General features: G+C 44.1%; 26 protein-coding genes and 2 pseudogenes. 17 read left to right on the forward strand and 11 right to left on the reverse strand.

What is annotated here, in order from left to right:
* Window positions 1-294: 294 nt before the first annotated feature.
* Entirely contained in the window at window positions 295-567 is a 273-nt protein-coding gene (locus tag QUA13_RS26180; protein WP_333203229.1) for a glutathione binding-like protein, read from the reverse strand.
* A gap of 543 nt (window positions 568-1,110) precedes the next feature.
* Here QUA13_RS26180 and QUA13_RS26185 point away from each other — a divergent pair.
* The 10 genes and pseudogenes from QUA13_RS26185 (at window position 1,111) to QUA13_RS26230 (ending at window position 9,725) form a co-directional block, all read left to right on the forward strand.
* On the forward strand, window positions 1,111-2,019 hold the full coding sequence (locus tag QUA13_RS26185) for a DMT family transporter (RefSeq protein ID WP_333203231.1): 909 nt from the start codon (window positions 1,111-1,113) through the stop codon (window positions 2,017-2,019).
* Window positions 2,020-2,261: 242 nt separating this feature from the next.
* Entirely contained in the window at window positions 2,262-2,522 is a 261-nt protein-coding gene (locus QUA13_RS26190; protein ID WP_333203234.1) for a pyridoxamine 5'-phosphate oxidase family protein, read from the forward strand.
* Window positions 2,523-2,722: 200 nt separating this feature from the next.
* Window positions 2,723-3,076, forward strand: coding sequence for a DUF5335 family protein (locus QUA13_RS26195; protein ID WP_333203236.1), 354 nt, complete (start codon window positions 2,723-2,725; stop codon window positions 3,074-3,076).
* A 256-nt stretch (window positions 3,077-3,332) separates the two neighbouring features.
* Window positions 3,333-4,316 carry an aldo/keto reductase gene (locus QUA13_RS26200; protein ID WP_333203238.1) on the forward strand — a complete coding sequence of 328 codons (984 nt, stop codon included), beginning with the start codon at window positions 3,333-3,335 and terminating at the stop codon, window positions 4,314-4,316.
* Between the two features lie 376 nt (window positions 4,317-4,692).
* Window positions 4,693-5,697: an NADP-dependent oxidoreductase gene (locus QUA13_RS26205; RefSeq protein ID WP_333203240.1), complete on the forward strand. Its 1,005-nt coding sequence runs from the start codon at window positions 4,693-4,695 to the stop codon at window positions 5,695-5,697.
* An 87-nt stretch (window positions 5,698-5,784) separates the two neighbouring features.
* Window positions 5,785-6,579: an SDR family oxidoreductase gene (locus QUA13_RS26210; protein ID WP_333203242.1), complete on the forward strand. Its 795-nt coding sequence runs from the start codon at window positions 5,785-5,787 to the stop codon at window positions 6,577-6,579.
* A gap of 817 nt (window positions 6,580-7,396) precedes the next feature.
* Window positions 7,397-7,678, forward strand: coding sequence for a hypothetical protein (locus QUA13_RS26215; RefSeq protein WP_333191750.1), 282 nt, complete (start codon window positions 7,397-7,399; stop codon window positions 7,676-7,678).
* Window positions 7,679-8,022: 344 nt separating this feature from the next.
* Window positions 8,023-9,120, forward strand: a complete 1,098-nt coding sequence (locus QUA13_RS26220) for a HAMP domain-containing sensor histidine kinase (RefSeq protein WP_333203244.1) — start codon at window positions 8,023-8,025, stop codon at window positions 9,118-9,120.
* A 128-nt stretch (window positions 9,121-9,248) separates the two neighbouring features.
* A pseudogene (locus tag QUA13_RS26225) lies at window positions 9,249-9,545 on the forward strand (cation-transporting P-type ATPase); the annotation flags it as partial.
* A 51-nt stretch (window positions 9,546-9,596) separates the two neighbouring features.
* Entirely contained in the window at window positions 9,597-9,725 is a 129-nt protein-coding gene (locus QUA13_RS26230; RefSeq protein ID WP_333203245.1) for a hypothetical protein, read from the forward strand.
* Between the two features lie 146 nt (window positions 9,726-9,871).
* On the opposite strand, the gene QUA13_RS26235 is transcribed toward QUA13_RS26230, so the two are convergent.
* Genes QUA13_RS26235 through QUA13_RS26245 form a run of 3 tightly spaced genes read right to left on the reverse strand, consistent with a single transcriptional unit; the run spans window position 9,872 to window position 13,179 of the window.
* Window positions 9,872-11,365 (reverse strand): P-loop ATPase, Sll1717 family, encoded by a 1,494-nt coding sequence (locus QUA13_RS26235; protein WP_333203247.1) that lies wholly within the window; start codon window positions 11,363-11,365, stop codon window positions 9,872-9,874.
* Between the two features lie 11 nt (window positions 11,366-11,376).
* On the reverse strand, window positions 11,377-12,744 hold the full coding sequence (locus QUA13_RS26240; protein WP_333203249.1) for a KGGVGR-motif variant AAA ATPase: 1,368 nt from the start codon (window positions 12,742-12,744) through the stop codon (window positions 11,377-11,379).
* A gap of 3 nt (window positions 12,745-12,747) precedes the next feature.
* The gene (locus tag QUA13_RS26245; protein WP_333203250.1) at window positions 12,748-13,179 is read right to left on the reverse strand and encodes a HEPN domain-containing protein; all 432 of its coding nucleotides are present in this window, start codon (window positions 13,177-13,179) and stop codon (window positions 12,748-12,750) included.
* 40 nt (window positions 13,180-13,219) lie between these two features.
* Here QUA13_RS26245 and QUA13_RS32870 point away from each other — a divergent pair, with 40 nt between their 5' ends.
* Window positions 13,220-13,468 carry a cation transporting ATPase C-terminal domain-containing protein gene (locus tag QUA13_RS32870; protein ID WP_445242748.1) on the forward strand — a complete coding sequence of 83 codons (249 nt, stop codon included), beginning with the start codon at window positions 13,220-13,222 and terminating at the stop codon, window positions 13,466-13,468.
* Between the two features lie 95 nt (window positions 13,469-13,563).
* Here the strand turns inward: QUA13_RS32870 and QUA13_RS26250 are convergent, their stop codons facing one another.
* Window positions 13,564-14,163 carry a glutathione S-transferase family protein gene (locus tag QUA13_RS26250; protein WP_333203252.1) on the reverse strand — a complete coding sequence of 200 codons (600 nt, stop codon included), beginning with the start codon at window positions 14,161-14,163 and terminating at the stop codon, window positions 13,564-13,566.
* An 84-nt stretch (window positions 14,164-14,247) separates the two neighbouring features.
* Window positions 14,248-15,210 (reverse strand): glycosyltransferase family 2 protein, encoded by a 963-nt coding sequence (locus tag QUA13_RS26255; RefSeq protein ID WP_333203254.1) that lies wholly within the window; start codon window positions 15,208-15,210, stop codon window positions 14,248-14,250.
* A gap of 282 nt (window positions 15,211-15,492) precedes the next feature.
* Between QUA13_RS26255 and QUA13_RS26260 the strand changes: the two genes are divergently transcribed.
* Window positions 15,493-16,116, forward strand: a complete 624-nt coding sequence (locus QUA13_RS26260) for a TenA family protein (RefSeq protein ID WP_333203256.1) — start codon at window positions 15,493-15,495, stop codon at window positions 16,114-16,116.
* A gap of 42 nt (window positions 16,117-16,158) precedes the next feature.
* Here the strand turns inward: QUA13_RS26260 and QUA13_RS26265 are convergent, their stop codons facing one another.
* From QUA13_RS26265 to QUA13_RS26275, 3 genes are all read right to left on the reverse strand, one after another.
* On the reverse strand, window positions 16,159-16,380 hold the full coding sequence (locus tag QUA13_RS26265) for a hypothetical protein (protein ID WP_333203258.1): 222 nt from the start codon (window positions 16,378-16,380) through the stop codon (window positions 16,159-16,161).
* A gap of 98 nt (window positions 16,381-16,478) precedes the next feature.
* Entirely contained in the window at window positions 16,479-16,781 is a 303-nt protein-coding gene (locus QUA13_RS26270; RefSeq protein WP_333203260.1) for a hypothetical protein, read from the reverse strand.
* A 169-nt stretch (window positions 16,782-16,950) separates the two neighbouring features.
* A complete protein-coding gene (locus tag QUA13_RS26275) occupies window positions 16,951-18,243 on the reverse strand; it encodes a pentapeptide repeat-containing protein (RefSeq protein ID WP_333203262.1) in 1,293 nt (430 codons plus the stop codon).
* A 119-nt stretch (window positions 18,244-18,362) separates the two neighbouring features.
* On the opposite strand from QUA13_RS26275, the gene QUA13_RS26280 reads away from it, so the two are divergent.
* Window positions 18,363-18,818 (forward strand): aspartyl protease, encoded by a 456-nt coding sequence (locus tag QUA13_RS26280; protein WP_333203264.1) that lies wholly within the window; start codon window positions 18,363-18,365, stop codon window positions 18,816-18,818.
* A 125-nt stretch (window positions 18,819-18,943) separates the two neighbouring features.
* Window positions 18,944-20,063, forward strand: a pseudogene (locus tag QUA13_RS26285) (IS630 family transposase).
* Between the two features lie 184 nt (window positions 20,064-20,247).
* Here QUA13_RS26285 and QUA13_RS26290 read toward each other — a convergent pair.
* Window positions 20,248-20,760, reverse strand: a complete 513-nt coding sequence (locus QUA13_RS26290) for a DUF1648 domain-containing protein (RefSeq protein WP_333203266.1) — start codon at window positions 20,758-20,760, stop codon at window positions 20,248-20,250.
* Between the two features lie 100 nt (window positions 20,761-20,860).
* Here QUA13_RS26290 and def point away from each other — a divergent pair, with 100 nt between their 5' ends.
* From def to QUA13_RS26305, 3 genes are all read left to right on the forward strand, one after another.
* Window positions 20,861-21,421 carry a peptide deformylase gene (gene def / locus QUA13_RS26295; protein WP_172189246.1) on the forward strand — a complete coding sequence of 187 codons (561 nt, stop codon included), beginning with the start codon at window positions 20,861-20,863 and terminating at the stop codon, window positions 21,419-21,421.
* Window positions 21,421-21,621: a hypothetical protein gene (locus tag QUA13_RS26300; protein ID WP_281363548.1), complete on the forward strand. Its 201-nt coding sequence runs from the start codon at window positions 21,421-21,423 to the stop codon at window positions 21,619-21,621. The genes def and QUA13_RS26300 overlap by 1 nt, the downstream gene beginning before the upstream one ends.
* Before the next feature lie 177 nt (window positions 21,622-21,798).
* A complete protein-coding gene (locus tag QUA13_RS26305; protein ID WP_333203268.1) occupies window positions 21,799-23,133 on the forward strand; it encodes a PrsW family glutamic-type intramembrane protease in 1,335 nt (444 codons plus the stop codon).
* Window positions 23,134-23,169: 36 nt separating this feature from the next.
* Here the strand turns inward: QUA13_RS26305 and QUA13_RS26310 are convergent, their stop codons facing one another.
* On the reverse strand, window positions 23,170-23,670 hold the full coding sequence (locus QUA13_RS26310; protein WP_333203270.1) for a PEP-CTERM sorting domain-containing protein: 501 nt from the start codon (window positions 23,668-23,670) through the stop codon (window positions 23,170-23,172).
* Window positions 23,671-23,761: the final 91 nt, after the last annotated feature.

Consider the following 23,761-nt stretch of genomic DNA (forward strand, 5'->3'; position numbering starts at 1 on the left):
AGATGAATATCCATAGGGTAGAAATCAAGTAGTGGTATCTCATTATACGGTTTTCACCAAAAACCCAGAAGAACCATCTCGATAAAGTTTTCTTTCGACCCAGCAATACGCTTAACGAGTGTTTTACAGCCGCGTAAAATTTTAGTCGTCAAGGTGCAGCACTTATTATTTTAGACAACTAAAAAATGTGGCGGTAATGTTCTAGACATATAGTATATTTTGCCTCATTTAATTTTAATTTAATTGTGCTATTTTGATATATCGAGGTCGATATTTTACTCGATTTATCCAATTTTAAATTGCTGGAAATTTGGTTAAATCAAATCCGCTTTCGCCCGCAAAGTGAGTGTAAACAAATAAACCGATGTCAGCAATAGTATAGCGATCGCCTGTAAAAAAAGCATGGTTTGCTAAATGCTGTTCCATCACCCCCAAAGCACCATAACCCGGTGCTTGTTTTTGTTTAAGTGCTTCGCGATATTCTTGTGCTTTCCCCGTCAAATACCAAAAACGAGAAGTAGCAATAAAAGGTTCGTGACTGTACTGCTCAAAAAATAACCACTGCATGGCTTGAGCGCGTTAAAATTTATCACTGGAGAAAAACTCTGTTCCTTCACTCAAATAAAACATAATTGCATTTGATTCAAATAAAAATTCACCCGGTTCTATAGCAATCGTCAATGAGTCGTAAATTTTTTACCCCACCCCAACCCTCCCCTTGGTAAGGGGAGGGAGTAAGAAATTCACAAATGATTTAGGATTGCTATAGTTCTCAAACAGGAATACGTCCCTTAGGATTTTTCAGCAAAAATTCAGTAGTTCGACTTTCTCCTTTGAGAATATCAATTTAGAGCCTCGCAAAGGAAAGATTAAGCTGAATTAAAAGCAAGCGATTTTTGTAACAATTAGCACAGGGGAAATATTCGTAAAGTTTCAACATGAGTATTTTTTTATATCCCGCAGAGAAGACAGATCACGCAGAGTTAAGAAAGAGAAGTTCAAAAGTTATTATTGTAGCATTTGCTGGTAAGAGCAGAATTGCTACCTTCAGAAGTAATATGAGTAAGGTGTAACGCAGAGCACCCTAAATTAATCAATATTGGAGACTGAATGAAATCCTACTGGAAAAATCTTCACTTAAATTCGGAAACGATCGGCTTAATCTACGGTTTTTTGGGCGTAGTTGGATTTAGCTTGACATTACCGGCAACCCGAGCCGCTGTGATAGATTTAGACCCGCTTTTGGTAGGCTTGGGACGCGGATTAGTAGCAGCTATATTAGCAGCATTTACTCTGCGGATAACGCATCAACCCATTCCTTCAAAACAGCAACTTCGGAGTTTATTAGTTGTCGGATTGGGAGCTGTTTTGGGATTTCCGGTACTATCGGCTTGGGCAATGCAGCAAGTACCTGCCGCCCACGGTGCTGTGGTGTTGGGATTGCTGCCTTTAGCAACAGCGATAGCGGGAGTTTTGCGAGCTGGCGATCGCCCTGATTTCACTTTTTGGATGGCTAGCATTGTCGGTAGTGCAACTGTTGTCTGTTTTGGTATTATTAGTGGTGCTGGACACCTTCAGCTCGCCGATTTAGCTTTGTTTGGAGCTGTAATTGCTGCTGCTTTTGCCTATGCTGAAGGTGGGCAATTAGCTAAGATTTTAGGTGGATGGCAAGTTATTAGTTGGGCCTTGGTAATTATCGCTCCTTTCGAGGTCTTACCAACAATATTTGTGGTCTTAAAACAAGGGTTGACAGCTTCACCTATAGCCTGGTTCGGTTTTGCTTATGTGAGTATTTTCAGTCAATTTATTGCATTTTTTGCCTGGTATCACGGTATGGCAATTGGTGGAGTTGCCCGGGTAGGCCAAATTCAGTTATTGCAACCTTTTTTGACGCTCCTAGCTTCGGCAATTCTGCTTAATGAGACTTTGGAGCCGATCGCCCTAGCAACAGCTTGTTTAGTTGTGGCCAGCGTAGCTGCGGGTAAAAAAGCATCAATTAAGCGGGCAGAAGATTTGTGAGGCGATCGCTTTATCAACAGGCTGCTGACTCCAATTCTTGACTTTCACATATCGACTCCATCCAACGACAGATGTAAAGCCGGGATTATTTCTGTTCAATACTACCAATCAACTGAATTTTTCCGAGAAAAGTAATGTTAGATATTGATCGAATGAGTTCAAAAGAAATACACGAGCTGCTACACCAATTAGGATACGGTGATCTTGGCTGCATACACGAAGGCAAACCCTAGGTGATGCCAATGAATTATTATCTCGAAGATTCGGACATCTACCTGTTTACAACCGAAGCCGTGAAGACTCATGAAATAGACGCAAATCCCGAGATCCGTCTACAGGTTGAAGAAATACACGATCCGGTTCATTGGCGCAGCGCGATTGTGAATGGTCGAGCCTCCCGCCTCACAGTTCAGGAAGACATCGATCGGGCAATGCACTCGATCGAAGAACGCCATCCAACGCTCTCACCTGCGATCGATCGAACCTGGATTGATGCTCGATGACGTTCAGAAGCGATCGCAATCTACCGCATCGACGCGAGTGAAATGAGCGGACGCACGACTGATGGAGTCAGCAGTCGATAAGAACCGAGATACCTCAAACGTTGAGAATGTTGAGGGAAACCCGATTCTTCTAAGTCGAGGCTTCACAATAATTAATCCATTGCTTTGATTCTTTTTACTATTTTTTCACAAGGAATGATATGACGAACAAAATTGACATCAACAAATCTGTGCCGCACGAGCGATGGGGTGAATTTTTCGATCAGTTTTCAGATGGTAATCGTGGGCGGAATATTTCCATCGAAGTCATCAATTCAGAACTCGGTCATGCAGAACTGATTAAGAACGCACCATTGATGGCGATAGTTTACGATCGCCCTGGAAAGGGAGATGATTTGGTGATTGAAGTGGGTAAGGATGTGGTGACTTACGCTCACACGATCGATTCACCAACTGAAGTTTTAACGGGACAGGACTCAAACGGCGTGATGATGGCGCTTCGGATTAGTGACGCTGCTGGGACACAAACATTAATCCAGCTACAAGCTAGTTGAGCTGGTTGAATAATGCTGAGTTTAGTTTATTTCAGTACCCAATGTTTTAAGCCCCACACTCAATAACCCACTGATTTGACTACCGCGATTAGCGATAAAGATACAGCAGCGGGAATGAATGCTCTTTATGCGATCGCCATTGATGCAGATGCCATTCCCCGTGTGATCGCCTATGCCATTGAGCAGCCCGGTGATGTTGATGTGAATGAAACGATCATCCGACTCGTCAAGAACTTTAGAGTGATAAAAGAACATCATGAAACAGCGAAAACTGGGCAATCAAGGATTAGTAGTCTCAGAGTTAGGACTGGGCTGTATGGGTATGTCCGAGTTCTACGGCATAGCCGATGAGTCAGAAGCGATCGCCACCATTCATCGCGCCTTAGAGCTAGGCGTGACGTTCCTCGACACGGCTGATATGTATGGTGTCGGCCACAATGAGGAGTTGGTCGGCAAAGCAATTAAAGACTGTCGAGATCGAGTCATCATCGCCACGAAGTTTGGCAATGTACGCGGTAGCGACGGCAGCTTTCTAGGCGTGAATGGCAAACCCGAATATGTCCGCTCTTGCTGTGATGCCAGTCTCAAGCGTCTGGGCGTAGATACGATCGATCTTTACTATCAGCACCGAGTCGATCCAAACACTCCCATCGAAGAAACCGTAGGTGCAATGGCGCAGCTCGTGCAAGCCGGGAAAGTGCGCTACCTCGGCCTTTCCGAAGCCGCGAGCGCCACGATCCGCCGTGCCCATGCAGTACATCCTATTTCGGCACTCCAGACTGAATATTCGCTGTGGAGCCGGGAGCCAGAATCCGAGATTTTGCCCACCTGCCGAGAGCTAGGGATTGGGTTTGTGCCTTATAGCCCTCTGGGGCGCGGGTTTCTCACAGGCAAAATCAAGAGCCTCGACACGTTATCTGAGGGAGACTATCGCGCACAACGATATCCTCGCTTTCAAGACGATAATCTCCAGCAAAATCTGGATCTAGTCGAGCAGATTGAGCAGATAGCCGCAGCTAAGGGCATCAAAGCTGGACAGTTGGCGCTGGCATGGGTCTTAGCCCAGGGCGAAGACATTGTGCCAATTCCAGGCACCAAACGCCGCACCTATTTAGAAGAAAACATTGCGGCGGCTGCTGTAACGCTGACTCAAGCAGAACTAGACCAGCTCGGAAAAGCGCTGCCATTAGGAATTGCCGCGGGCGATCGCTACCCCGATATGAGCACCGTCAATCGTTAGGATTTGGTCAACTCGCCAAGTGGATGGAGAGAGTCGGCGCGGGGGGTCATTGGTGTCCACAATCGCCTGAAATTCCCGATCGCTCTCGCTTTTACCCCAGTCTCGATCCCCCTAAATCCCCCTTAAGAAGGGGGACTTTGAGCGCTTCCGGTCCCCCCCTTCTTAAGGGGGGTTAGGGGGGATCTCCGGGTCAATAAAACACGCCCTGGCCGCAGCAATCTCAATCTTTTTCGTTGCCTTTTTTATTAAGTAAACCAGAGGAATAGAACTTAAATAAATCTAATCTTTGGCATCCATGCCTTTAGAAAATGTTAAAAACAACAGATAAAACTCAAATCGAGCGAATTCTGAAAGCCTAATCAATAAGCAGAAAATTATGACAAATACAATCAGCCGCGAAATTCAGCTAGTCTCCCGCCCCAAGGGGATGCCCACCGCCGATAATTTTACGATCGCGCAAACAGAACTAAAGCCACTTCAAGAGGGGCAGGTGCTCGTTCGCAATCTCTACATTTCGGTAGATCCATATATGCGCGGTCGCATGAATGAAGGGAAATCCTATGTTCCCCCGTTCAAGTTAGGTAAAGCGCTAGAAGGCGGTGCAGTCGGCGAAGTCATCGAGTCGCGCGCCCAGGAATTAAAGCCGGGTGATGTTGTCACTTCCCAGTATGGCTGGCGAGAATACTTTATAGCTGCCCCAAAAGATTTGCATCAGGTCAACCGCGAGATTCAACCGCTCTCAGTTTACCTGGGTGCCCTCGGCATGACGGGCATGACCGCTTGGGTTGGGTTGAATTTGGTAGAGGTCAAAGCCGGCGATGTTATTTTTGTTTCGGGAGCAGCAGGTGCGGTGGGAAATGTCGCCGGACAACTAGCGAAATTGCGCGGATGCCATGTCATCGGGTCAGCCGGTTCAGGATCGAAGGTCAAGTTTCTGCTGGAAGAATGCGGATTCGATCGCGCCTTCGATTACAAGGTCGGCCCCGTCCTCGAACAACTCAACCGCGCAGCACCGGACGGAATTGATGTCTATTTCGATAACGTAGGAGGCGAAACGCTCGAAGCGGCGCTCTCGGCGTTGCGCGTGCACGGCCGAATTATCGCTTGTGGCGGCATCTCCGGTTACAACGAGGAAAAGCCCCAGCCCGGCCCTCCCAATCTATTTAATATGGTTACCAAACGGTTGACGATGAAAGGGCTAATCGTTAGGGATTGGCTCGAGCGCCAGAGTGAGTTTGAGCAGGAAGTGGGCGGCTATTTCCAAGCTGGGAAACTGAAGAACAAGGAAACAGTGGTGGCAGGAATCGAGGGAGCGGTTGGTGCATTCATCGGTCTTTTTGAAGGCAAAAATGTGGGTAAAATGGTGGTAAAATTGGATTAGGTGGCGACTAATTGAGTCGGCACTTGCTTCATGATTTGAGCAAGTTGAAACCCTAGATCGCTTATACATTATTTGGTTTAAAAAAGTATGGATCTCCAACTATCCGATAAAGTTGCACTCGTCAGCGGTTCAACCGCCGGAATTGGACTAGCGATCGCCACGACACTTGCCCAGGAAGGAGCAACTGTCATTGTCAATGGCAGAACCCAAGAGCGCGTAAACGAGGCTCTCGATCGCCTGAAGCAAAGTGTCCCGAATGCCAAACTTCAGGGAATTGCTGCCGATTTGGGAACGCAAGCAGGAGTTGAATTATTGTTTCAACAAGTGCCAGAAGTCAACATTTTGGTCAACAACTTGGGAATTTATGGCTCTCAAGCATTTGAAGATATCTCCGATGAGGAATGGATGAACATTCTGGAAGTAAACGTTATGAGCGGTGTTCGGCTCTCGCGTCATTACTTACCGCCAATGCTAAAAAAAGATTGGGGACGAATTATTTTCATCTCTAGCGAATCTGCCTTGAATATTCCCACCGAAATGATTCACTATGGCGTTACCAAGACAGCACAAGTGGCGTTGAGTCGCGGTTTAGCTGAAACAACCGCAGGCAGTCGTGTCACGGTTAATACAGTATTGCCAGGGCCAACCCGTTCCGAAGGAGTGGAAACTTTTATTGAGGGACTTGCTAAGGATCAAAATATTACACCCGAACAAGTTGAGAAAGAATTTTTTACCAAGACTCGTCCATCTTCACTGATTCAGCGATTTGCTACAACGTCTGAAGTTGCTGCATTAGTTGCATTTGTTGCTAGTCCTCTAGCTTCTGCAATTAATGGGGCCGCCTTGCGAGTCGAGGGTGGATTGTTGCGATCGATTGTTTAATAATAGGACTTACGCAAGTGGTACATATAAATAAGCTGTTCTGCATTTAAACGATGCTATTCCAGCGACCTCTCCGGCTTGCAATGCCAAGGTTTCAGGATTTCGCAATAGCTAATTTAGATACAGAACAGCTTAGTAGGGTGCCCCGGAACAGAAAACCCTCGATATTCGTTGTAGAACTTCGTCTGACGCACCCTACAAGTCAAATCCGCCTAAGTCGAGGAGTTTCTTCGGGGGAGTTGAGGTCATAGCCAGTAAGCTAATCTGTATAACATCCCGATCGGGGGTATTGTACAGAAGATTTCCGTCTAATATTCCTGTGAAAAAAATAATTCGGAACAATTCTTAAAAAAATCCTTATTTGGGATGTTATATGGAAACTTTCCGTATAATTCATAGTTAAACATCTTTGTAATTTTAAATATCGATGTGAAATGTCAGATTTAACAAGTATTGAAAAAGTCACGCTAGAGAAATTACTCGAAATGGAAAGCGGCTATGTGCTTTAAAAAAGCATATTGCTGTTCATAATTAACTTATCTCTGTCCAATTATAGATTTTATTTCAATCAAAACTGTTCCCATCGATAGAGGATATTTAAAATATTTAATCCTAATATAAAAACTATCTAAAACTTAATGATAATCATAAAAGCGATGTGATAAAAACAGCTAGATAAATTCTAAGCTCATGTGGTGGCTAATCAATCTTTTTTCTTTGGAAGGGTCTAATTATGCCTCTGATTCGTTATCAAGAAATAGTTGTGTAAGCCATTGAACTCAATTCATACCTTTTATTACATCTACAGGAGAAACTCATGGAAAATACAGAAAGTACATTGTTCGATCGCATATTCCGGGACAGCGAAGGCAATATTGTTATAGCTCAGCCGCCAAATCTACCACTGATTGTCGGGCTTGTAGCTAGTTTGTTAAAGCTGATTGTTCCAACAGGCGAAATTAATTTAGCGTTGGAGCTAGTAGCCTTTGGATCTTTGTTTACTTGGGCTTGGGAAGAATTATTTCAAGGTGTTAATTACTTTCGGAGAGCATTAGGTCTGATTGCACTTGTTGCTCTAATTGCGTGGAAACTTCAATAAGTAGGTAAACATCAATAAATCCTATCGACCGTGACCTTACCTGAAAAATTTACGCAAACTCTTCTTTTGTTATGGGCATGACCAGTCAAGTTTCAGATGTACAGATGACTTCGCGCTGAGGCGATGAGCTTGACTCCCTAGCATTCTCTTTAAAACCGCAATTGTCGCGATGAGTATTAATATCATTGCCGGTTTAATTCAGTAATTGCCGCAGATTCCACCTTTATAAACTACCCCCCAGAAGCCGAGTTTCTTGCTGAAACCCGGCTTCTGTGTATTTCACTTACCTCAAAATTGCTGTATAATGAGCTCTCTACACGGACTCATGCAGAAAATCAAAATCGATGTCCAACGAAGCGTCTGACCGTCTTAAACAAAATGCTGAAAAAATTATTCGGATGTGGGAGAAGCGGGCGCGCGATGAAGTCAGTGCATCAACGCCTCAAAATTCTCTTGCCCTACAAGATTCCCTTCCTCTATACTTAAACCAACTGGTAGATCAACTCTCAAACAGAATTGTCAGGACACCTGCCCGAATCACAGCCGACGAGGTAGAAAGCACCCGGATTGGCAAGCTGCACGGGCATGAACGGGCGGGGTATGCTGACTACTCTATGAGTCAACTCATTTTCGAGTATCACCTCCTCCGTCAAGTAATATTTCAAGTTTTAGAAGAAGAAGCACCTTTGGAAGTGCAGGATCGAGACATTATTATCGGCTCCATTGAGCAAGCCGTTAATGACGCGGCCACTCAATTCTCCGAAACGCTGCGAGATATTCAAGAATTATTTATGGTGACGCTAACTCACGACCTCAGAAATCCCATCAATGTCGTAAAAATGGGAACTCAACTGATGCTGCGGCGGCTGGAACGACGAGATACCCACACGGATGTGGCCGCGAGGATGCTGGGTGCGATCAATCGGCTGGATTCGATGATTCAAAATCTGCTGGATGCGAGTCGGCTGCGGGCAGGGCAGAGCTTAAAGATTGAATTTGAAGAATGCGATTTTGAGATGCTAGTCCAAGAGGTGGTAGAAGATTTGAACTTCGCGTATGGAGAGCGGTTTGTTGTGGTCTCAGATTCTGAGATCAGGGCTTTTTGCAGCCGTAAAGAAATACGGCGGGTGATTGAAAATTTAGCAATTAACGCTGTGAAATACGGTGAGCCTAGTACGCCGATTACACTCACACTCCAGCAAACTGAAACGCAGATCAGCCTTACTATCCATAATGAAGGCAATCCGATCGCCCTAGACGCTCAATCCATCCTATTTCAACAATTTCGTCGAACCATTTCTGCCCAGGAGCAAACCGGCTGGGGATTAGGATTATTTTTAGCAAAGAGTATTACTGAAGCGCATCAAGGGACACTGGCGGTTGAAAGTGGAGAGGCCAAGGGAACAAGCTTTATTATCAACTTACCTAAAGTTCTTCTTTAGTTCGGGACATTAACACTAAAAAGAAAAATAGGGTATAAAATAATTAATTTACAGTCAATATTTCCGAGCTAGCCCACAGCTTAGGTGCTTCAGCAGACGCACTCTAAACCGCAGAATTAAGCCGTCAATATGCGAAACAAAGCCTGAGCGAGTACGGCGCAAACAGCCTCAAGCAAAAACACAAATCGACCGCATTGATACTGTTGCTCAATCAGTTCAAGAGTCCGATTATCTTGATTATGATTATGGTGGCGGTGCTAGAGATTTTCCTTCAAGATGCGGCATCTGCCACGCTCATTCTGACGAGCGTCATTATCAGTGAGTTATTAGGGTTTTGGCAAGAGCGCGGAGCCTCGAACGCCGCCGAAAAATTATTGGCATTAGTGCAAGTTAAAGCAACTGTTTTGAGCAATGGTCACAATTGAGTCAGGTTATGTAAATCCACTCGATTTGAGGCTATGCTGGCGACCATTGGAGTGACAATAATCCTTCCCTGGACACCTTTGGGAACGCTGCTGGGATTTCAACCGTTGTCATTGAGTTTTGTGCTGATGCTAGGGGCGATCGTGCTGTTGTACGTTACTGTCGCTGAAAATGTGAAATGAGTGTTTTATCAACGAGTGAAATTTTAGTTGTCAAGGCGCAACACTTATCGGTTAAAGCATTAGATATCAAATGAGTTTTAGCTAGGGCATTTTGGGCTGCATAAAAATTAGGTTTTACTTTCTATACCTGATTTTCACGTCTTATGCTACTGGGGACGTTTAACCCCGCCTTTCCGTTTAACTTGAAATCCATACAAATAGATTTCAGGCATATTAATTCGTCCATCAGAACGACTTTCTACAATTCCAAGTTGAAGTAAATACTGCAAAATTCCTTCAGGGTTAGTTACAGGCGGTTGTTTTTCAGGACTCCATCTGGTGGACTTTACCGCCTCTAAAAATATTTCCTGCTGCATCGGAGCTCTCAGATTTACTAAGCTCATCTTGAGAGATTCTAGCCAAGGATACTCTTCCTGTAATTCCCGAATTCTATCATCTGAAGTATTCATTAAAGCCCCCTGTAAGTCAGAGGGTTGCAAAAGTAATGTGTTTTGTTCAAAAAAAGATAGCTGTTGTATTCGACTTTGTGCAGCTAAGGCAAATAATTTGAGAAAAGAACGTGGCGCAATTCGACCACCAGCATCCTGAAGGTGATTGGGAATCCAGCGATAGGTGATTCCTTTTTTAGCATTAGCCCCCATATACTTACCAATCATCTTTTCGATTAGTTCTTCAAACAATTTTTCATTTGATGTTGCAGTCCAACCCAAGCCAGTTTTGTTTTCAATAATCAACCCTGGGATATTTTGCAAATATTCGGTCATTTCATTACCAGAGTTCGCAAGTCGTTTGACCAAAAGTTGGTAAAGCCATGAATGTTTCCATTCCAATCGAATTTGATGGGCTTGCAGTTTGGAAGCATCAGGAAAACTCAAAAAATCCTCTCGAAATAGATCGGTACGCAAAAAGATTTTGGGTCGTATTCTGTCCCAACGTCGCCATCGATCGAGCCACAAAGCTAAAAGTTCACGAATTGGACTTGCTAAGGCAGTATAGGAAGCAACTAATCGATCTAACTCATCATAAGTGACAAATAACCAATCATCTGCTTCAATGAGTTTTTGATCTAATTTATCTAAGACAGAATTTAATTTTTCAAGATTTTGAGTGACAATAGGTTGCCAAATTGATAAGCGAGATAAGTCGTCTCTAAGAATGTTGGCTATTTTTGTCTCTATTTGTTTAAGAAGAAAATTTTTGAACTTAAAATCTTCTTGCTGTAATAACCCCCCTAAAATTAAACCAATCCAGAAGCTTCGCCATTCAATATTTGTAGCCTTATCCATTTGCATTTCAACACTCTCTGGCGTGGGAAATCGCTTTTCTGCTGTGCGAGTCCGTCCAAAGCCAGCTATCCACGTCGTTTTGCTTAAGTCAGGCAAGGATCTAATTTTCAAACTTTCAACCAAAGATTCTCGTCCTGAAGGGATGGCGAGTAAACGGAATAATTCTGTTTTTCCTACTCCACGACCTCCTAGTATTAATAATGTATTTGGTTCTAAAGCAAGACGATAATCTGCTATAGGCAAAAAGTTTTTTAAGAATTTCTCCTGATTATCGCTTTCGTGTTCAGCAGTCCCCCGACCAGGGGCAATATCCATTATTAATTCGAGTAGCTTTTGTTTATTAAATTCACTCATAGTTTTAATTGCTACACATTTTTTAATTCACGTCCAAAAAGTATACATAATTTTTCTGCAATATCCTGATAAGGAGAATTAGTCATTGTCTTTACGAGGTCTGACAGTCGATTTGACTCTTCTGGAGTTGAGTTACGCGAAAATAGAGCTATGTCTCCGCGTAGGCTCTCCTGATATGGCACGACGACAGGAAAAAATGGTTCTTCTATATTGTTAGCATCAGGGACTGTTTCATCTTCCGAGTAATAGTTTTCTTGAAAAACAATGTAGGCTTGTTCTCGAAATTCCGTTAGTTCTGTTTCTCGTCCTGATAGTCCGATCGCTGGAGCCATCGAATGTACAAGAATCAACGGCAAACGTTCATCAACTCCAGGACTTGCTAAATGGCGAATAACATGGGCTAGTCCAGCCCAACTTTGGCGTGATTGAGTTCCAAAGATGACTGCTGCATGAGAGAGAGCGGTAATCGCCAAGCCACCAATATCGTGAAAACCAGCCCGTGCATCCATCAAAATGAAATCTAATGGTCTTGCTTCGTTGTTTAATTCCTTTAGCATATCCACCATTGTACTTTGTAGTTCACCATCCACAAGGTTTTGAAAGTCCAATCTGGCTAATTTTTCCAAGTAATTGTCGTCTATCGTCCCCGCCGGAAGTAACTGGATGATTTCGCCCTGATCTCCTAGCAAAGTCTGCTTATTAATGGGTATCAGATGATTACGCAGTTTCCAATCATTTTCTTGAATCTTCTTTTCCAATAAATAATCAATTACCCCTAGATTATTGGAGTTATCTGGTGAAAAAATTGTAGCCAAGCCTGGTGCTTCTAAATCGAGGTCAACTATGGCAACTCGATGACCGTTACGAGCTAAAGTCAATGCAGTAGCAACCAGGGTACTGGTTCGTCCTGCACCTCCTTTGAAAGAGAAAAAAGATACGATCGCGGGCTTATGCTTTTGAGCGACTAAATCCTCTGACCAAGGTGGTTTACCTAATTTATTGTCTGTCCATGCCTGTTTAGCAATGTGACGCTCAAGAATATACCAGCGAGGCAAAACTGAGTTATCATCCCAAGATGCTAAAACTCTTTCAGCCTTAATGGTATCAATTAAAGCTTTATAACCGTCTTTTTCTGCAGGCAGCCAAATATCATTTCCATAGTAAAGTCCAAGTTTTGTAGATAAAAAGGTATTAAGATCAATGGTTTCTGATTCTGCAATGCTAATGTTTTCTAATGGTTCCAGAAAAAGTCTTATTTTTCCTTTAATGTCACGAATAATTGTGACCGACTCAAGCTTAGGTACAAGTGAAGCTATAACGCTTTGTTCATTAAAGCATTGCTGCACTTGCTGGAAGGTTTCACCAAAACTGATTGTCATTTTTTAAATATCCTGGCTAGAAACTGAGCCATTTAGCACTAACTTGGGGATTATTTCTCGGTAAATTTCTTCTGCACGTTGAACGGCTGTTTTTGCGTCAGCTTCAGCCCAAAGTCCTGATTTGGAATATCTCCTCTCTGGATGATGTTTAGCTAGAACAGTATCAGCTATTCGTGAAGTAGGAAGTTGCCTATCCAGAATAGGATAGAGAACCCGCAAGCGTTCCATTGCCCTTCCTTCAAGTTCAGTGAGGTCATGTCCATATTTTCTTACCGCGCCTCGATCGTGCTTAAAGTGTTGCTCGACAAGAACTTTAAAAGAGCATTCTACAACATAACCTGCTAGGTAAACAGCGTTGTCCCACCGTTGCTCAACCAAAAGAAGTTGGGCATCCTGTAAATGGCGACCTGCTGAGTTGGAAAAGGACTCTGGCATTTTTTATTTGATCCAGAATAATTGAAAATAAAGTTATGATATAGCGAAAAGGGCTAGCGAGCAATCTCAAGCGGTAGATTTTAGCCGTAAACCCGGAAAATACTTGTTGATGGCAACGCTGGCGACCCTAGGAGTTACAATTATCATGCCCTGGACACCTTTAGGAACCCTGTTCGGATTTCGCCCGTTGCCGTTGAGTTTTATACTGGTTCTGCGGGCGATAGTGGTGTTCTACTTTAGTGCGGTCGAGAATGTAAAAGAAGTGTTTTACAGTCGCGTACAGTTTTAGTTGTTAAGGCGAAGCAGTTATGACTTTGGACAACTGAGAAATGTAACGGTAATGTTCTACACGTATAGTATTTTTAGCCTCATTTAAATTAAATTTCATTGTGTTAGGCTAATATATCGAGGCTGACTTTTTACGCGATCGATCCAAGTTTCAATAGCTGGAAATCTGGTTAAGTCAAATCCGCCCTCACCAGCAACGTGAGTGTAAGCAAATAAACCGATGTCAGCAATAGTATAGCGCTCGCCCGCAAAAAACTCATTTTCTGCTAAATGCTGTTCCATCACCCCTAAAGCAGCATAACCCGGTGCTTGTTTTTGTTTAAGTGCTTCCTGATATTCTTCAGCTTTCCCTATCAAATACCAAAAACGAGAAGTAGCAATAAAAGGTTCGTGGCTGTACTGTTCAAAAAACAACCACTGCATAACTTGAGCCCGTTCAAATTTATCCGTGGGGAAAAACTCAGTTTCTTCGCTCAAGTAAAACATAATTGCATTCGATTCAAACAGAAATTTACCAGGTTCGATTTCTAACACCGGAATGCGGCCATTGGGATTTTTGACCAAAAATTCAGGCGTGCGGCTTTTTCCTTCGAGAATATTAATTTCTGTGCGATCGAACGCAATATTGAGCTGAGTTAACAGTAAGCGAACTTTATAGCAATTGCCCGAGGGGGAATACTCGTAAAGTTTAAACATGAGTCTTGAGAAGATTTTACGATCTTAAATTATCTCATAAATTAGATAATTTAGGCAGGGTGAGTTAACAGTTGTTTGCTAAAATTATTTTGGCGATCGGTGGCGATCGCCAAAACCAGCCACTTCTGCCAGCGTATAAAGCGGGCGGCCCTTTACCTCCTCGTAAATACGCCCTATATACTGACCCAAAATCCCAATACTAACCAACTGTACCGCCCCCAAAAAGAAAACCGCCATCATCACAATTGTCAAACCAGTTAAGGCAGAACTTGGATAAAAAAGCCGCCAATACAAAATCAAAAAAGCCATTAACACAGATATAAATGCAGCAAACAACCCCATATAAATCGAAAGTCGGAGGGGAACTTTTGAAAAAGAGACTAAACCATTCATCGCCAAACTTAAAGATTTTCTGAAGGTATACTTAACCTCGCCTGCAAAACGCGGATCGCGTTCAAACTTAACCGCCGTTTGTTTAAAACCAATCCAAGCCCGCAGTCCCCGAATGTAGCGGTTGCGTTCAGGCATCGCATTGAGTACGTCCACCACGCACCTATCCATCAAACAAAAATCTCCCGTATCTATCGGAATATCAACATCAGCAAGATGGCGCAAAATGCGATAATACATATAAGCAGGCAACCGCTTAAACCAACCTTCTTGACGGCGTTGAGTGCGTTGAGCGTAAACAACTTGATAGCCCTGCTGCCACTGTTCTACCATATCTATAATTAGCTCTGGTGGGTCTTGCAAGTCGCCGTCCATGATGACTACAACTTGACCGCTAGAAAAGTTTAGACCAGCAGTTACAGCTATTTGATGACCGAAATTGCGGGCCAAACTGAGGTAACAAATTCGCGAGTCTTTTTCGTGCAATTCTCGCAAAAGTTCGAGAGAGCGATCGCGGCTACCATCATTAATTAAAATTAATTCTACTGTGCCGTCCATTCGATCCATCACGGCACTAATTCGCCGATACAATTCAGCGAGATTTTCTTGTTCGTTATAGATAGGAATTACCAAAGAATACTTAGGTGTATCGTTCATTGCAGTTTCTGTTTAAAAATCGGCTTTTTTACCCTTAAATCAAAAGTTTCTTTTTTCCCAACGCTGGCTGCTTCACGAGAGAGGTTCGGCACGTAATTTCGCTCTTTGAGCCAGACAACAGCAGCAGACAAAATAGCAGCTTACCAAAACTTATCTATTTTCTTAAATACGAAAAATAAAAGACACCATAAGACTGACGCACGCCAAGGAAAAATATTTGTTATCATAGATGTTTAGTCAGACTAGAAAAATTACAATCATAACCCATCAATTAAAAATTGCATGACAAATTCCAGTGATCTTTGGCAAGCAAATCAAGACTTAAGTGAAGCTTGTCTGCAACATCCCTTTGTTCAAGGCATTGCTGACGGCAGCCTGCCCTCAAATAGTTTTGCATATTACATTGCACAAGACGCATTTTTTCTGGGAGCATTCGCTCGCGCTTACAGTATCGCTGCGGCAAAAGCACCCGACTGGGAGGGGTTTGAAATTCTCCACAATCTCGGCAGCGGTGTTTTAGAAGAACTTCAGTTGCATCAAGGATATGCAGGCAAATGGGGGGTAAACTTGCAAGAGGCTAAACCGGGAATCGCTACCCGCCGCTACACAGATTTTTTATTAGCCACAGCCTGGGGAAACGGTGTGGGTTTGACAGCAGCCGCCATGACTCCTTGCTTGCGGTTGTATGCTTTTTTGGGACAGCAGCTAGCTAAACCTAATATACCGGAACACGCCTTTAGCGACTGGATTTCCACCTATAGCAGCCCTGATTTTGAGATTTTAGCAAAACGGCTGGAAAGTTTGGTCGATCGCTACGCAGAAGCTACGCCGGAAGTAGAAGCTACCTATCGCTACGCCATGCTGTGCGAAAGAGACTTTTTTCAGGCAGCTTGGGAAATAGAGTAAATTAAGTTTAAGAAAAAGATATGGAGAACTATTTTAAGCTACCTACGCCCACGCAGCAAATTTAACACCCATGTACAGCAGGAATGTAGCAAATAATGTCATAACAGCATATCCCCAGCGAGGCTGACTACTCAACACTAAACCGAGTCCCATCGAGAGCGACACAATGCCGTAAGCGTATCGGTGAACCGATTGCAGAGCAACGAATTTTATCAGTAGCGCTAAAGAGTAAAAACCCAAATAGCTGACTGTAAGTCTAAGCATTTTTCGCAAATTCAAGAAATAGCCATCGCCCTAAATAATTGGAATTTTACTAATAGCTTGCAACTACAAATAATCCCCTCAAAATTCCCAACTATTAATTAGTATCCTGCTAATTCCACTTGCATTATAAGAGTCTTCAACCCGCGCATCAGCAAAGGAAACAGCGGATAAAAAGCCACAGAATGCTGCTGCCCGTCATCTGCATACCTGTAGCCTAGAGTAGCGATTTCGACGTACCATTTACCGTCCCTGTGCGAAAACAGTTCCCAGCCGCTTTTGGGAAGGAAGCAGCTTACAAAACCCAGAGGCGGCCGAATCGTATACACGGGCGGGTTCTTGCAGACTAAACGAGCAATTACCTGCATCCCGATCGCAATTACCGATCGGCTGAGAAACCACACATAGCAGCGACAAAAATTTATCGCTCCCTGCTTTTGTGCCGCGCCAGGGGCAGAGTTACTTCTACCCGTAAATCATTATTTGTTATGGCTAAAACAACCCAAGACTGTGGATTTAAATTACAGTATCGCCCTCTCCAATATATACGTAGGTAAAGCGGTACTGCTAATTTTAACGTCCGAGTTTATTGGGAATCCCTTCGCAGCCGCCGGGAATAGTCTCTCTCGACTTCGAGCCGCACCAAGCGCAGCAGTAATAGCGCTGCTCCTCCGACAGCCGCTTGACAGCGGTGAAATCAGCGCGTTCCACCACAGCGCCGGTATGTTCGCCCGTTTGATAGTTGGGAAATTGGGTACGGCTGCGGGGGGATGCAATTTCTGCCGAGCCGTAGAATAAGGCGGCCGCTCTCATGTCGGCGCGAGCGAGGTTGGCGTCGTACAAGACAGCGCGCGAGAGGTTGGCTTTGACTAAATCGCACTTGCTGAGATTGGCACGGACGAGGTTGGCTTCGCTCAAATCCGTCCACCGCAAATCGGTGCCAGCCAGGTCAGCACCCGCTAACATGACATTGAGATCGATAACGCGGATACCGTGATCTCTGTCTTCAGCGTAGCCGCCGTCGCCGTCAAGGATGGGGCGGCCTAAAAGCCGATCGCGCTTCAGAGGAGTAACCAATCTAGACTGCGACAAAAACCGCAGAATTTTAGCTTTACCTTCAGCATCTACACTGCTCATAATCGCAGCAGTGCGGCCTTCTGCGATCGCCCTTTCCTGCGGCCAGTCTTCCAAAAACCCTTGTTCGTCAAGGGCTAAGTCGGAAACCCCTTGAAAATAAGCATCGATCGTTTGCTGCTGCGTAATTCTGTTTTGCTGAATCGTCAAATCTTTCGAGATCACGTACTGCCGCCAAGCCACGTAAACGCCCAAAATCGCGATTAAAATTTGGCCCAAAGCGCCGATCAACTCGCCGAGAGCACCGATGGCGTCCCAGTTGATTTGGATGTTGCGGCTTCCCGGTTCAGTATTAGTACCGCTGAGCATCAGCAAGCCCACAATCCCAGCTAAAAGCCCGAAGCAGGCGACGATCAGCGTGCGCCAAGTCGGCGGAATTACCTGCGCCCAGATTTTGCCCCAACTCGGCCACATCAGTCGCAGCGATATGCCGATCGCACCGACGGCACCAATTAAGCCCAGCCAAATGTTGTCATTGGCCAGCCCAAAAATCATCGCTGCGATCAACCCCAGCGTCAGTGCCGACGCCGACTTTTCAATAGTCGTTTGTTCCGGCTGCTGTGGCAATAAAACCTTGCGAGTTGCAGGCGGCGGCACCGGTTTTTCGGGTTCAGCAGTAGCGACGATTGTCCCTGATTCTGGTGGCACAGTAGGGCTCGCACCGTTCTGACTTTCTACAGTCACGTTCGATTCAGGGCGATTGGGTTGAGAAGAGTTGTTTTCTGGTGTCATGCGTTGAGGCAAATTCTAATTTTGGCCGGTCACTAAAACGATTTTAACTAACCAAGGAGGATTCTAGATAGTATTACCATAGAAATATCCACTAATTACACTCAAAGAGGTAACATACTATGACCCTGGTACTCCCCAATCTGCAAGCAAAACAAATGGGTCAAGTAATCACTACAATCACCGTCACGAATCGCATCGATCGAGTTATGGCTGAACGGGAATTTATTTCTGCTGAGGAAGTTCGTTCTGTTATGCTCGATAACGTTGTTGTCGATACCGGAGCAACTTTGCTTTCCTTGCCAGCTCCCATTATTAGCCAGTTAGGCTTAATACAAGTAGGAGAAAGAGATGTAGAAACATCAGCGGGCATAAAAAAGGGTCGAATTTTTGCCGACGCTCAAATTATTGTAGAGGGGAGAGAAGGGAGATTTGATTGTTTAGAGTTACCCGAAGGCGTTTCTGCTGTTTTGCTGGGCGTGATTCCAATGGAAGAACTAGGCTTAGAACCTGATTTGAAAAATCGACGGTTGCGAGTATTGCCGATGAACAATCAGCAAACATATCTGATGGGTTAGTCGATCGGCGTTTACCGCAGCACAAACCTCTCGCCTGTGATTCCTATCATCTCCAGTCAATTAAGCTGATACGCAGCTAGATTGTATAATATAAATATAAAATAAGCGCTCATTAGTTAGAATGTATGCCAGCCAAAAACCATCTATCTCAAAATCAAAAACAGAGACTCGTTAAACTACTAAAAGAGTCTGACGATAATTACGTGAGGGAAAGGTTCTAATTTTATTGCTAATAAATGACGGAAAAACTTATCGAGAAATTAGTGAATTTATGGAGATTGCTTACACAACAGTAGCTTATTGGTCAGTTCATGGCGACCCCGATCAATTGGATAGTTTTTTAGATAAAAGAAGTCCAGGAAATTTTCGTAAAGTCACTCCAGAGTATGAACAAATATTGATAGATACAATCGAAAAAGCTCCGGAAGAATATGGATATGAATTTGGGAGATGGACGGCAGCCAGACTAGCAACATATTTAGAAAAAGTCACAGGAATTAAATTGAGTAGTTCCCAAATATCCAGGATACTACATAAAAAAAATACGTTTATATTTGGGCTAAATCTAGTTTAGAGGATAAACAAAATCCAATTGAAAGAGAAGCATTTAAACAGAAACTATCGGAGTATTTAAGAATAACTAAAGAAATGCCAGAGCTTTTACAGGTATGGTTTTGGGATGAGAGTGGATTCAGTTGACGAGTGATAAGAAGAAAAACTTGGGGTAAAAAAGGTAGTCGAAAAAAAATCACAGGTCAAAGGAGAAGAGGCAGAGTAAATATCATGGGTGGGTTGAGATATCATGACAAAAAAAGGTTAAATTTTGTGATAAAAAGAGGAGATTATAATACATTTTATGACCAGATTAATGCCTTAAATAATTCGATAGTTCAAGAATGGAGAGAAATGGGCAATCAAGCTGAAAGTTTTGCCGAATCAGGAATAAAGATTGTAATTATTTTAGACAATGCTAGTTTTCATAAAAAGAAAGATATTCTCAGCCAAATATCAGCCGAAATGCCTCATATTATTTTAGAATTTTTGCCACCTTACAGCCCCGATTATAATTTGATTGAATTGGTCTGGCATTCAGCGAAAGAATATATAGCACATCGACTGTTTAAGTCAGTAGAAGAATTGTCAGAATTACTACATAGATTATTAAATGAAGGAGAAATGGTTATCAAATGGGATGGAAAAATCAAAAATAAAGGCAATGCTATTTTATCCGGTTTAGCTGCGTAGCAGCTTACCAGCCATCAAAAATGTTTGTAGTGAGGACTAAACTCCTCATAAAATTTTGATGAATAAATTCCTCATTACAAAGTAATTTTCTTTGTTTTTGAGCGGTTATATATTATTAACTGCGTTTAAAAAAATCTATCAAAAAACTGGTTGTTTGGGTATATGTAAGTTTTTTGCCCTACCTCTAGCGAGCAGAATAAGCCTTGAGCAAATACACGCCAACCGTCGAAAATATCAAAACAACTAACCCTAAAAGTAACTCGATACTAAACCTTTGAGAATTGCCCAAAGCGACAAGAATTTGCTGCCGAACCACAAACGCCAACAGCCAGCAAATCTCCGCCTTCAGCCAAACCAAAAGGCCTCGCCCCAACAGATATTGCCGGCGAGCGTTCTCAGAAGTAATTGGTACGGGATAATTAAAAGTATGCGGATAGCGCGATACCGCAGTTAAAAGCGCAAAAATAATCGCAGCCACCGCGGGCACGATCCAAATTGTCACCTTGTCGCCCCAAGCATCAGCCAGCCCCTCCAAGCCGAAATGAATCGGAATTCGATCGGGCAAAACCGCCCAAAACTGTACGATGAGTAAAACAGCCAGCAAAATCGCGATCGCAGCTAAAAGCTCTACCGCCACTAAAACAGGCGAAAGGCCCAGAGAAATAACCGGCCGTTGGTTTGGTGCGTTTCCAGTCATGGCTACTTAAAACTATAATTAAGATTGGAAATAATAGTATTGGTTCCAATTTCATTCCCCAACAGCTTTCGTTGGGGTTCCAAACATCCCGCGAGGTTTTATGACGGCTCAGGTTTTGGTTGAAAAGAAAAAGTTAGAAAAACCGCCCCTAACCATACACACATTAGGCGATCGCGTCCTGCGACAGCCAGCGAAGCGCGTCAAAAGCGTCGATGCAGAAATTCGGCAGCTAGTCCGAGAAATGCTGCAAACCATGTACAGTGCTGATGGCATCGGTTTGGCCGCCCCCCAAGTCGGAGTCAACAAACAAGTAATCGTGCTCGACTGCGACCCGGAAAACCCCGCCACACCCCCCATGGTGTTGATCAACCCCACCATCAAGGCTAGCAGCAGCGATGTCTGCATTTTGCAAGAAGGGTGTTTGAGCATTCCGGGAGTTTATTTAGAAGTCAAACGCCCAGAAGTCATTGAAGTGTCCTACCGCGACGAATACGGTCGCCCGCAAACCCTGATAGCAACAGAGTTACTGTCGAGGGCAATTCAGCACGAAATGGATCACCTCAACGGAGTGCTGTTTGTAGACAGAGTAGAAAACAAGCTCGCACTGACTGAAGAATTAGTCAAGCACAAATTTTCGCCAAAGGCAGTAAAGTCAGTATGATGGCAGGAACTCCTAAAAGTAGTTTATTGTTAGCTCTTTCGTGTATCGCCGCGATCGCAGCAGTCGGCTCCATCTTTGAGCTATCTTCGGGAGAAGCTCAACTCGGCAATTTAGTCACCGGGATCATCCTCGCCCTCAGCGTACCGCTAACAGGCATATTTTTCTATGCAGCCGTTCAGGATGCCAGAGCCAATCTATAAGCAGAGTCATTAGTTATTAGTCATTAGTCAGCAGTTATTAGTCATTAGTCATTAGTCATTAGTCAGCAGCTAACAACCAATAACTGTGGAATAAAGACTGCCCAAAAATAACATCAGCTAACAGCTTGCGAGCTCATGACCAATGACTAATGACTGAGGACTAATGACTCATAACTCATGACAAATGAAATCGGATTTCTGCGACAAGTGCCCGCTAAAGGCGCTGCGGGAGCGCCAGCGTCCAAGTACCAACTTTCTGAAGATGGGGAAGTGGCGATCGGACGCGATCGAAATTGTCAAATAACTTTAGAGTCGATCGCCCACGGCATGGTTTCCCGCCGCCACGCCGCCATCCGTCCGCTGACTCAGGGTACTTTGACGAGATGGGAAATTTGCGACCTCAACAGCGCTAACGGAACTTATATCAACGGGAAAAAGCTGCAAGGTTGCCAAACTTTAGAAACAGGCGATCGCATCAGTCTCGGCCTTGACGGCCCTGAATTCATATTTGAATCTCCCCTAACCCCTTACCCAACTAAACCTGAATTCCCAGCAAAAAGTGGCAATTTTGCTGCTAGTGAAAAAGACACTCTCACTTTAACTCAATTATTCCCGATCGCCTCGACGGGCAAACAATTAAGCCAAAAAGCTTACTTATATCCAGGTATTGCCACAGTTATTGTTGTCGTGTCGATGTTTGTCGCCGTTGGAAATTCTGCAGCATTCAACTTGCTGCTGTCAGCTTACCTTGCCGGTGCGGCTTACTACTTTATCTATCAACTGTGCGGCAAACACAAACCGTGGTGGGTATTGCTTGGTTCGGCTTTAGCTACAGTCCTGATTGTGATCAGCCCCCTATTGATTGGATTTATATTGGTATTTAGAGAAATTTTGCCCGGCCGCCTGCCAGCCGAAGGCGAAGCAATCAGTTTTTTGCCTTTTTTGACCAGAATGTTTTTCGGGGCGGGTCTGATGGAAGAATTGCTGAAAGCCCTGCCTGTTTTGGGAGCAATGTTGTTGGGAAATTGGCTAAAAAATCCGTGGCGCGATCGAGTCGGCGTTTGGGAACCTTTAGACGGAATCCTGTTAGGAAGTGCCTCCGCAGTCGGCTTTACACTGTTAGAAACTCTGGGACAGTACGTTCCCAATGTCATCCAAAATGTCACCCTGCAAGCAGGGCCCGAGGCCGGACAATTAGTAGGATTGCAGTTGCTAATTCCCCGCATTTTGGGTTCCGCCGCCGGACACATGGCTTACAGCGGCTATTTGGGATATTTTATCGGTTTGAGCGCCCTCAAACCCAGGAAGCGCTGGCAAATTTTGGGCGTAGGTTATTTCAGCGCTTCCGCACTTCACGCTTTGTGGAATGCGTCGGGAGCCGCCAGCGTACTTTTGCTGGCCTTGGTGGGAGTTTTGTCCTATGCGTTTTTGGTAGCCGCGATTTTGAAAGCCAGGGCTCTGTCTCCCAATCGATCGCAAAATTTTGCAACTCGAATATTTTCTGAAAAGTGACTGCTGAGTGATTAATTGTTGAGGTGCGATCGCACCTCAAGCTGCCATTTTTTTCTTTTGTTTTAACCAGCTTAAACCTGCCAATGCTAAAGTTGTCCCCCCAACGGTGAGAGGTTCGGGAACTGGTTCGGCTTCGGTATCCACTAGAGTGTAATAAACCTCGCCATTGTAGAAATTTCTATCGGTTCGCTCTGTTCTACCGTCGCGGTTGGTAGTATATTGCTCGTAATACCCAAAAAACGCAGAGACCGGCGGTGAATCCAAATAAGGCACAGGGAATGTCTCGATAAACCAAGATATCCTGCTGTCCAGTATAAACCATACAGGCGGTTCGCCTGGATCTTGATAGCTTACTTCTGCGATCAAATCGTCGCCGCCGCTTGTATTCAGTCCGCGAAAATCCCCTTCATAAAAGAAAGCTTTAACCCCTGCCAAATCTTGGTATTCTTTGCTTGTTCTGAAAGTGTAACCGTAGAATCTTCCCTCGGAAACAGCAATTTCTTCAACTCCTATTCCTGTAAGGGAGGAGTTATCCACCTTCAAAAAACTTCGGTAGTGCCCTGAAGGAAAGGATCGAGTAAGTTACTATTAGAGAGAAGTGTTTATCATAGTGTGATATGACAGTAGA

Source organism: Microcoleus sp. S28C3 (genome assembly GCF_036700785.1).
In the GTDB taxonomy this organism is placed as follows: domain Bacteria; phylum Cyanobacteriota; class Cyanobacteriia; order Cyanobacteriales; family Microcoleaceae; genus Microcoleus; species Microcoleus asticus.

Excerpts from the sequence above, each read along its gene's own strand:
- QUA13_RS26275 (WP_333203262.1), bottom strand. The coding sequence starts at position 18,243 with ATGACACCAGAAAACAACTCTTCTCAACCCAATCGCCCTGAATCGAAC.
- QUA13_RS26280 (WP_333203264.1), top strand. The coding sequence starts at position 18,363 with ATGACCCTGGTACTCCCCAATCTGCAAGCAAAACAAATGGGTCAAGTA.
- QUA13_RS26210 (WP_333203242.1), top strand. The coding sequence starts at position 5,785 with ATGGATCTCCAACTATCCGATAAAGTTGCACTCGTCAGCGGTTCAACC.
- QUA13_RS26195 (WP_333203236.1), top strand. The coding sequence starts at position 2,723 with ATGACGAACAAAATTGACATCAACAAATCTGTGCCGCACGAGCGATGG.
- QUA13_RS26200 (WP_333203238.1), top strand. The coding sequence starts at position 3,333 with ATGAAACAGCGAAAACTGGGCAATCAAGGATTAGTAGTCTCAGAGTTA.
- QUA13_RS26235 (WP_333203247.1), bottom strand. The coding sequence starts at position 11,365 with ATGAGTGAATTTAATAAACAAAAGCTACTCGAATTAATAATGGATATT.
- QUA13_RS26240 (WP_333203249.1), bottom strand. The coding sequence starts at position 12,744 with ATGACAATCAGTTTTGGTGAAACCTTCCAGCAAGTGCAGCAATGCTTT.
- QUA13_RS26215 (WP_333191750.1), top strand. The coding sequence starts at position 7,397 with ATGGAAAATACAGAAAGTACATTGTTCGATCGCATATTCCGGGACAGC.
- QUA13_RS26245 (WP_333203250.1), bottom strand. The coding sequence starts at position 13,179 with ATGCCAGAGTCCTTTTCCAACTCAGCAGGTCGCCATTTACAGGATGCC.
- QUA13_RS26305 (WP_333203268.1), top strand. The coding sequence starts at position 21,799 with ATGACAAATGAAATCGGATTTCTGCGACAAGTGCCCGCTAAAGGCGCT.
- QUA13_RS26190 (WP_333203234.1), top strand. The coding sequence starts at position 2,262 with ATGAATTATTATCTCGAAGATTCGGACATCTACCTGTTTACAACCGAA.
- QUA13_RS26260 (WP_333203256.1), top strand. The coding sequence starts at position 15,493 with ATGACAAATTCCAGTGATCTTTGGCAAGCAAATCAAGACTTAAGTGAA.
- QUA13_RS26185 (WP_333203231.1), top strand. The coding sequence starts at position 1,111 with ATGAAATCCTACTGGAAAAATCTTCACTTAAATTCGGAAACGATCGGC.
- QUA13_RS26300 (WP_281363548.1), top strand. The coding sequence starts at position 21,421 with ATGGCAGGAACTCCTAAAAGTAGTTTATTGTTAGCTCTTTCGTGTATC.
- def (WP_172189246.1), top strand. The coding sequence starts at position 20,861 with ATGACGGCTCAGGTTTTGGTTGAAAAGAAAAAGTTAGAAAAACCGCCC.
- QUA13_RS26250 (WP_333203252.1), bottom strand. The coding sequence starts at position 14,163 with ATGTTTAAACTTTACGAGTATTCCCCCTCGGGCAATTGCTATAAAGTT.
- QUA13_RS26205 (WP_333203240.1), top strand. The coding sequence starts at position 4,693 with ATGACAAATACAATCAGCCGCGAAATTCAGCTAGTCTCCCGCCCCAAG.
- QUA13_RS26180 (WP_333203229.1), bottom strand. The coding sequence starts at position 567 with ATGCAGTGGTTATTTTTTGAGCAGTACAGTCACGAACCTTTTATTGCT.
- QUA13_RS26290 (WP_333203266.1), bottom strand. The coding sequence starts at position 20,760 with ATGACTGGAAACGCACCAAACCAACGGCCGGTTATTTCTCTGGGCCTT.
- QUA13_RS26265 (WP_333203258.1), bottom strand. The coding sequence starts at position 16,380 with ATGCTTAGACTTACAGTCAGCTATTTGGGTTTTTACTCTTTAGCGCTA.
- QUA13_RS26255 (WP_333203254.1), bottom strand. The coding sequence starts at position 15,210 with ATGAACGATACACCTAAGTATTCTTTGGTAATTCCTATCTATAACGAA.
- QUA13_RS26220 (WP_333203244.1), top strand. The coding sequence starts at position 8,023 with ATGTCCAACGAAGCGTCTGACCGTCTTAAACAAAATGCTGAAAAAATT.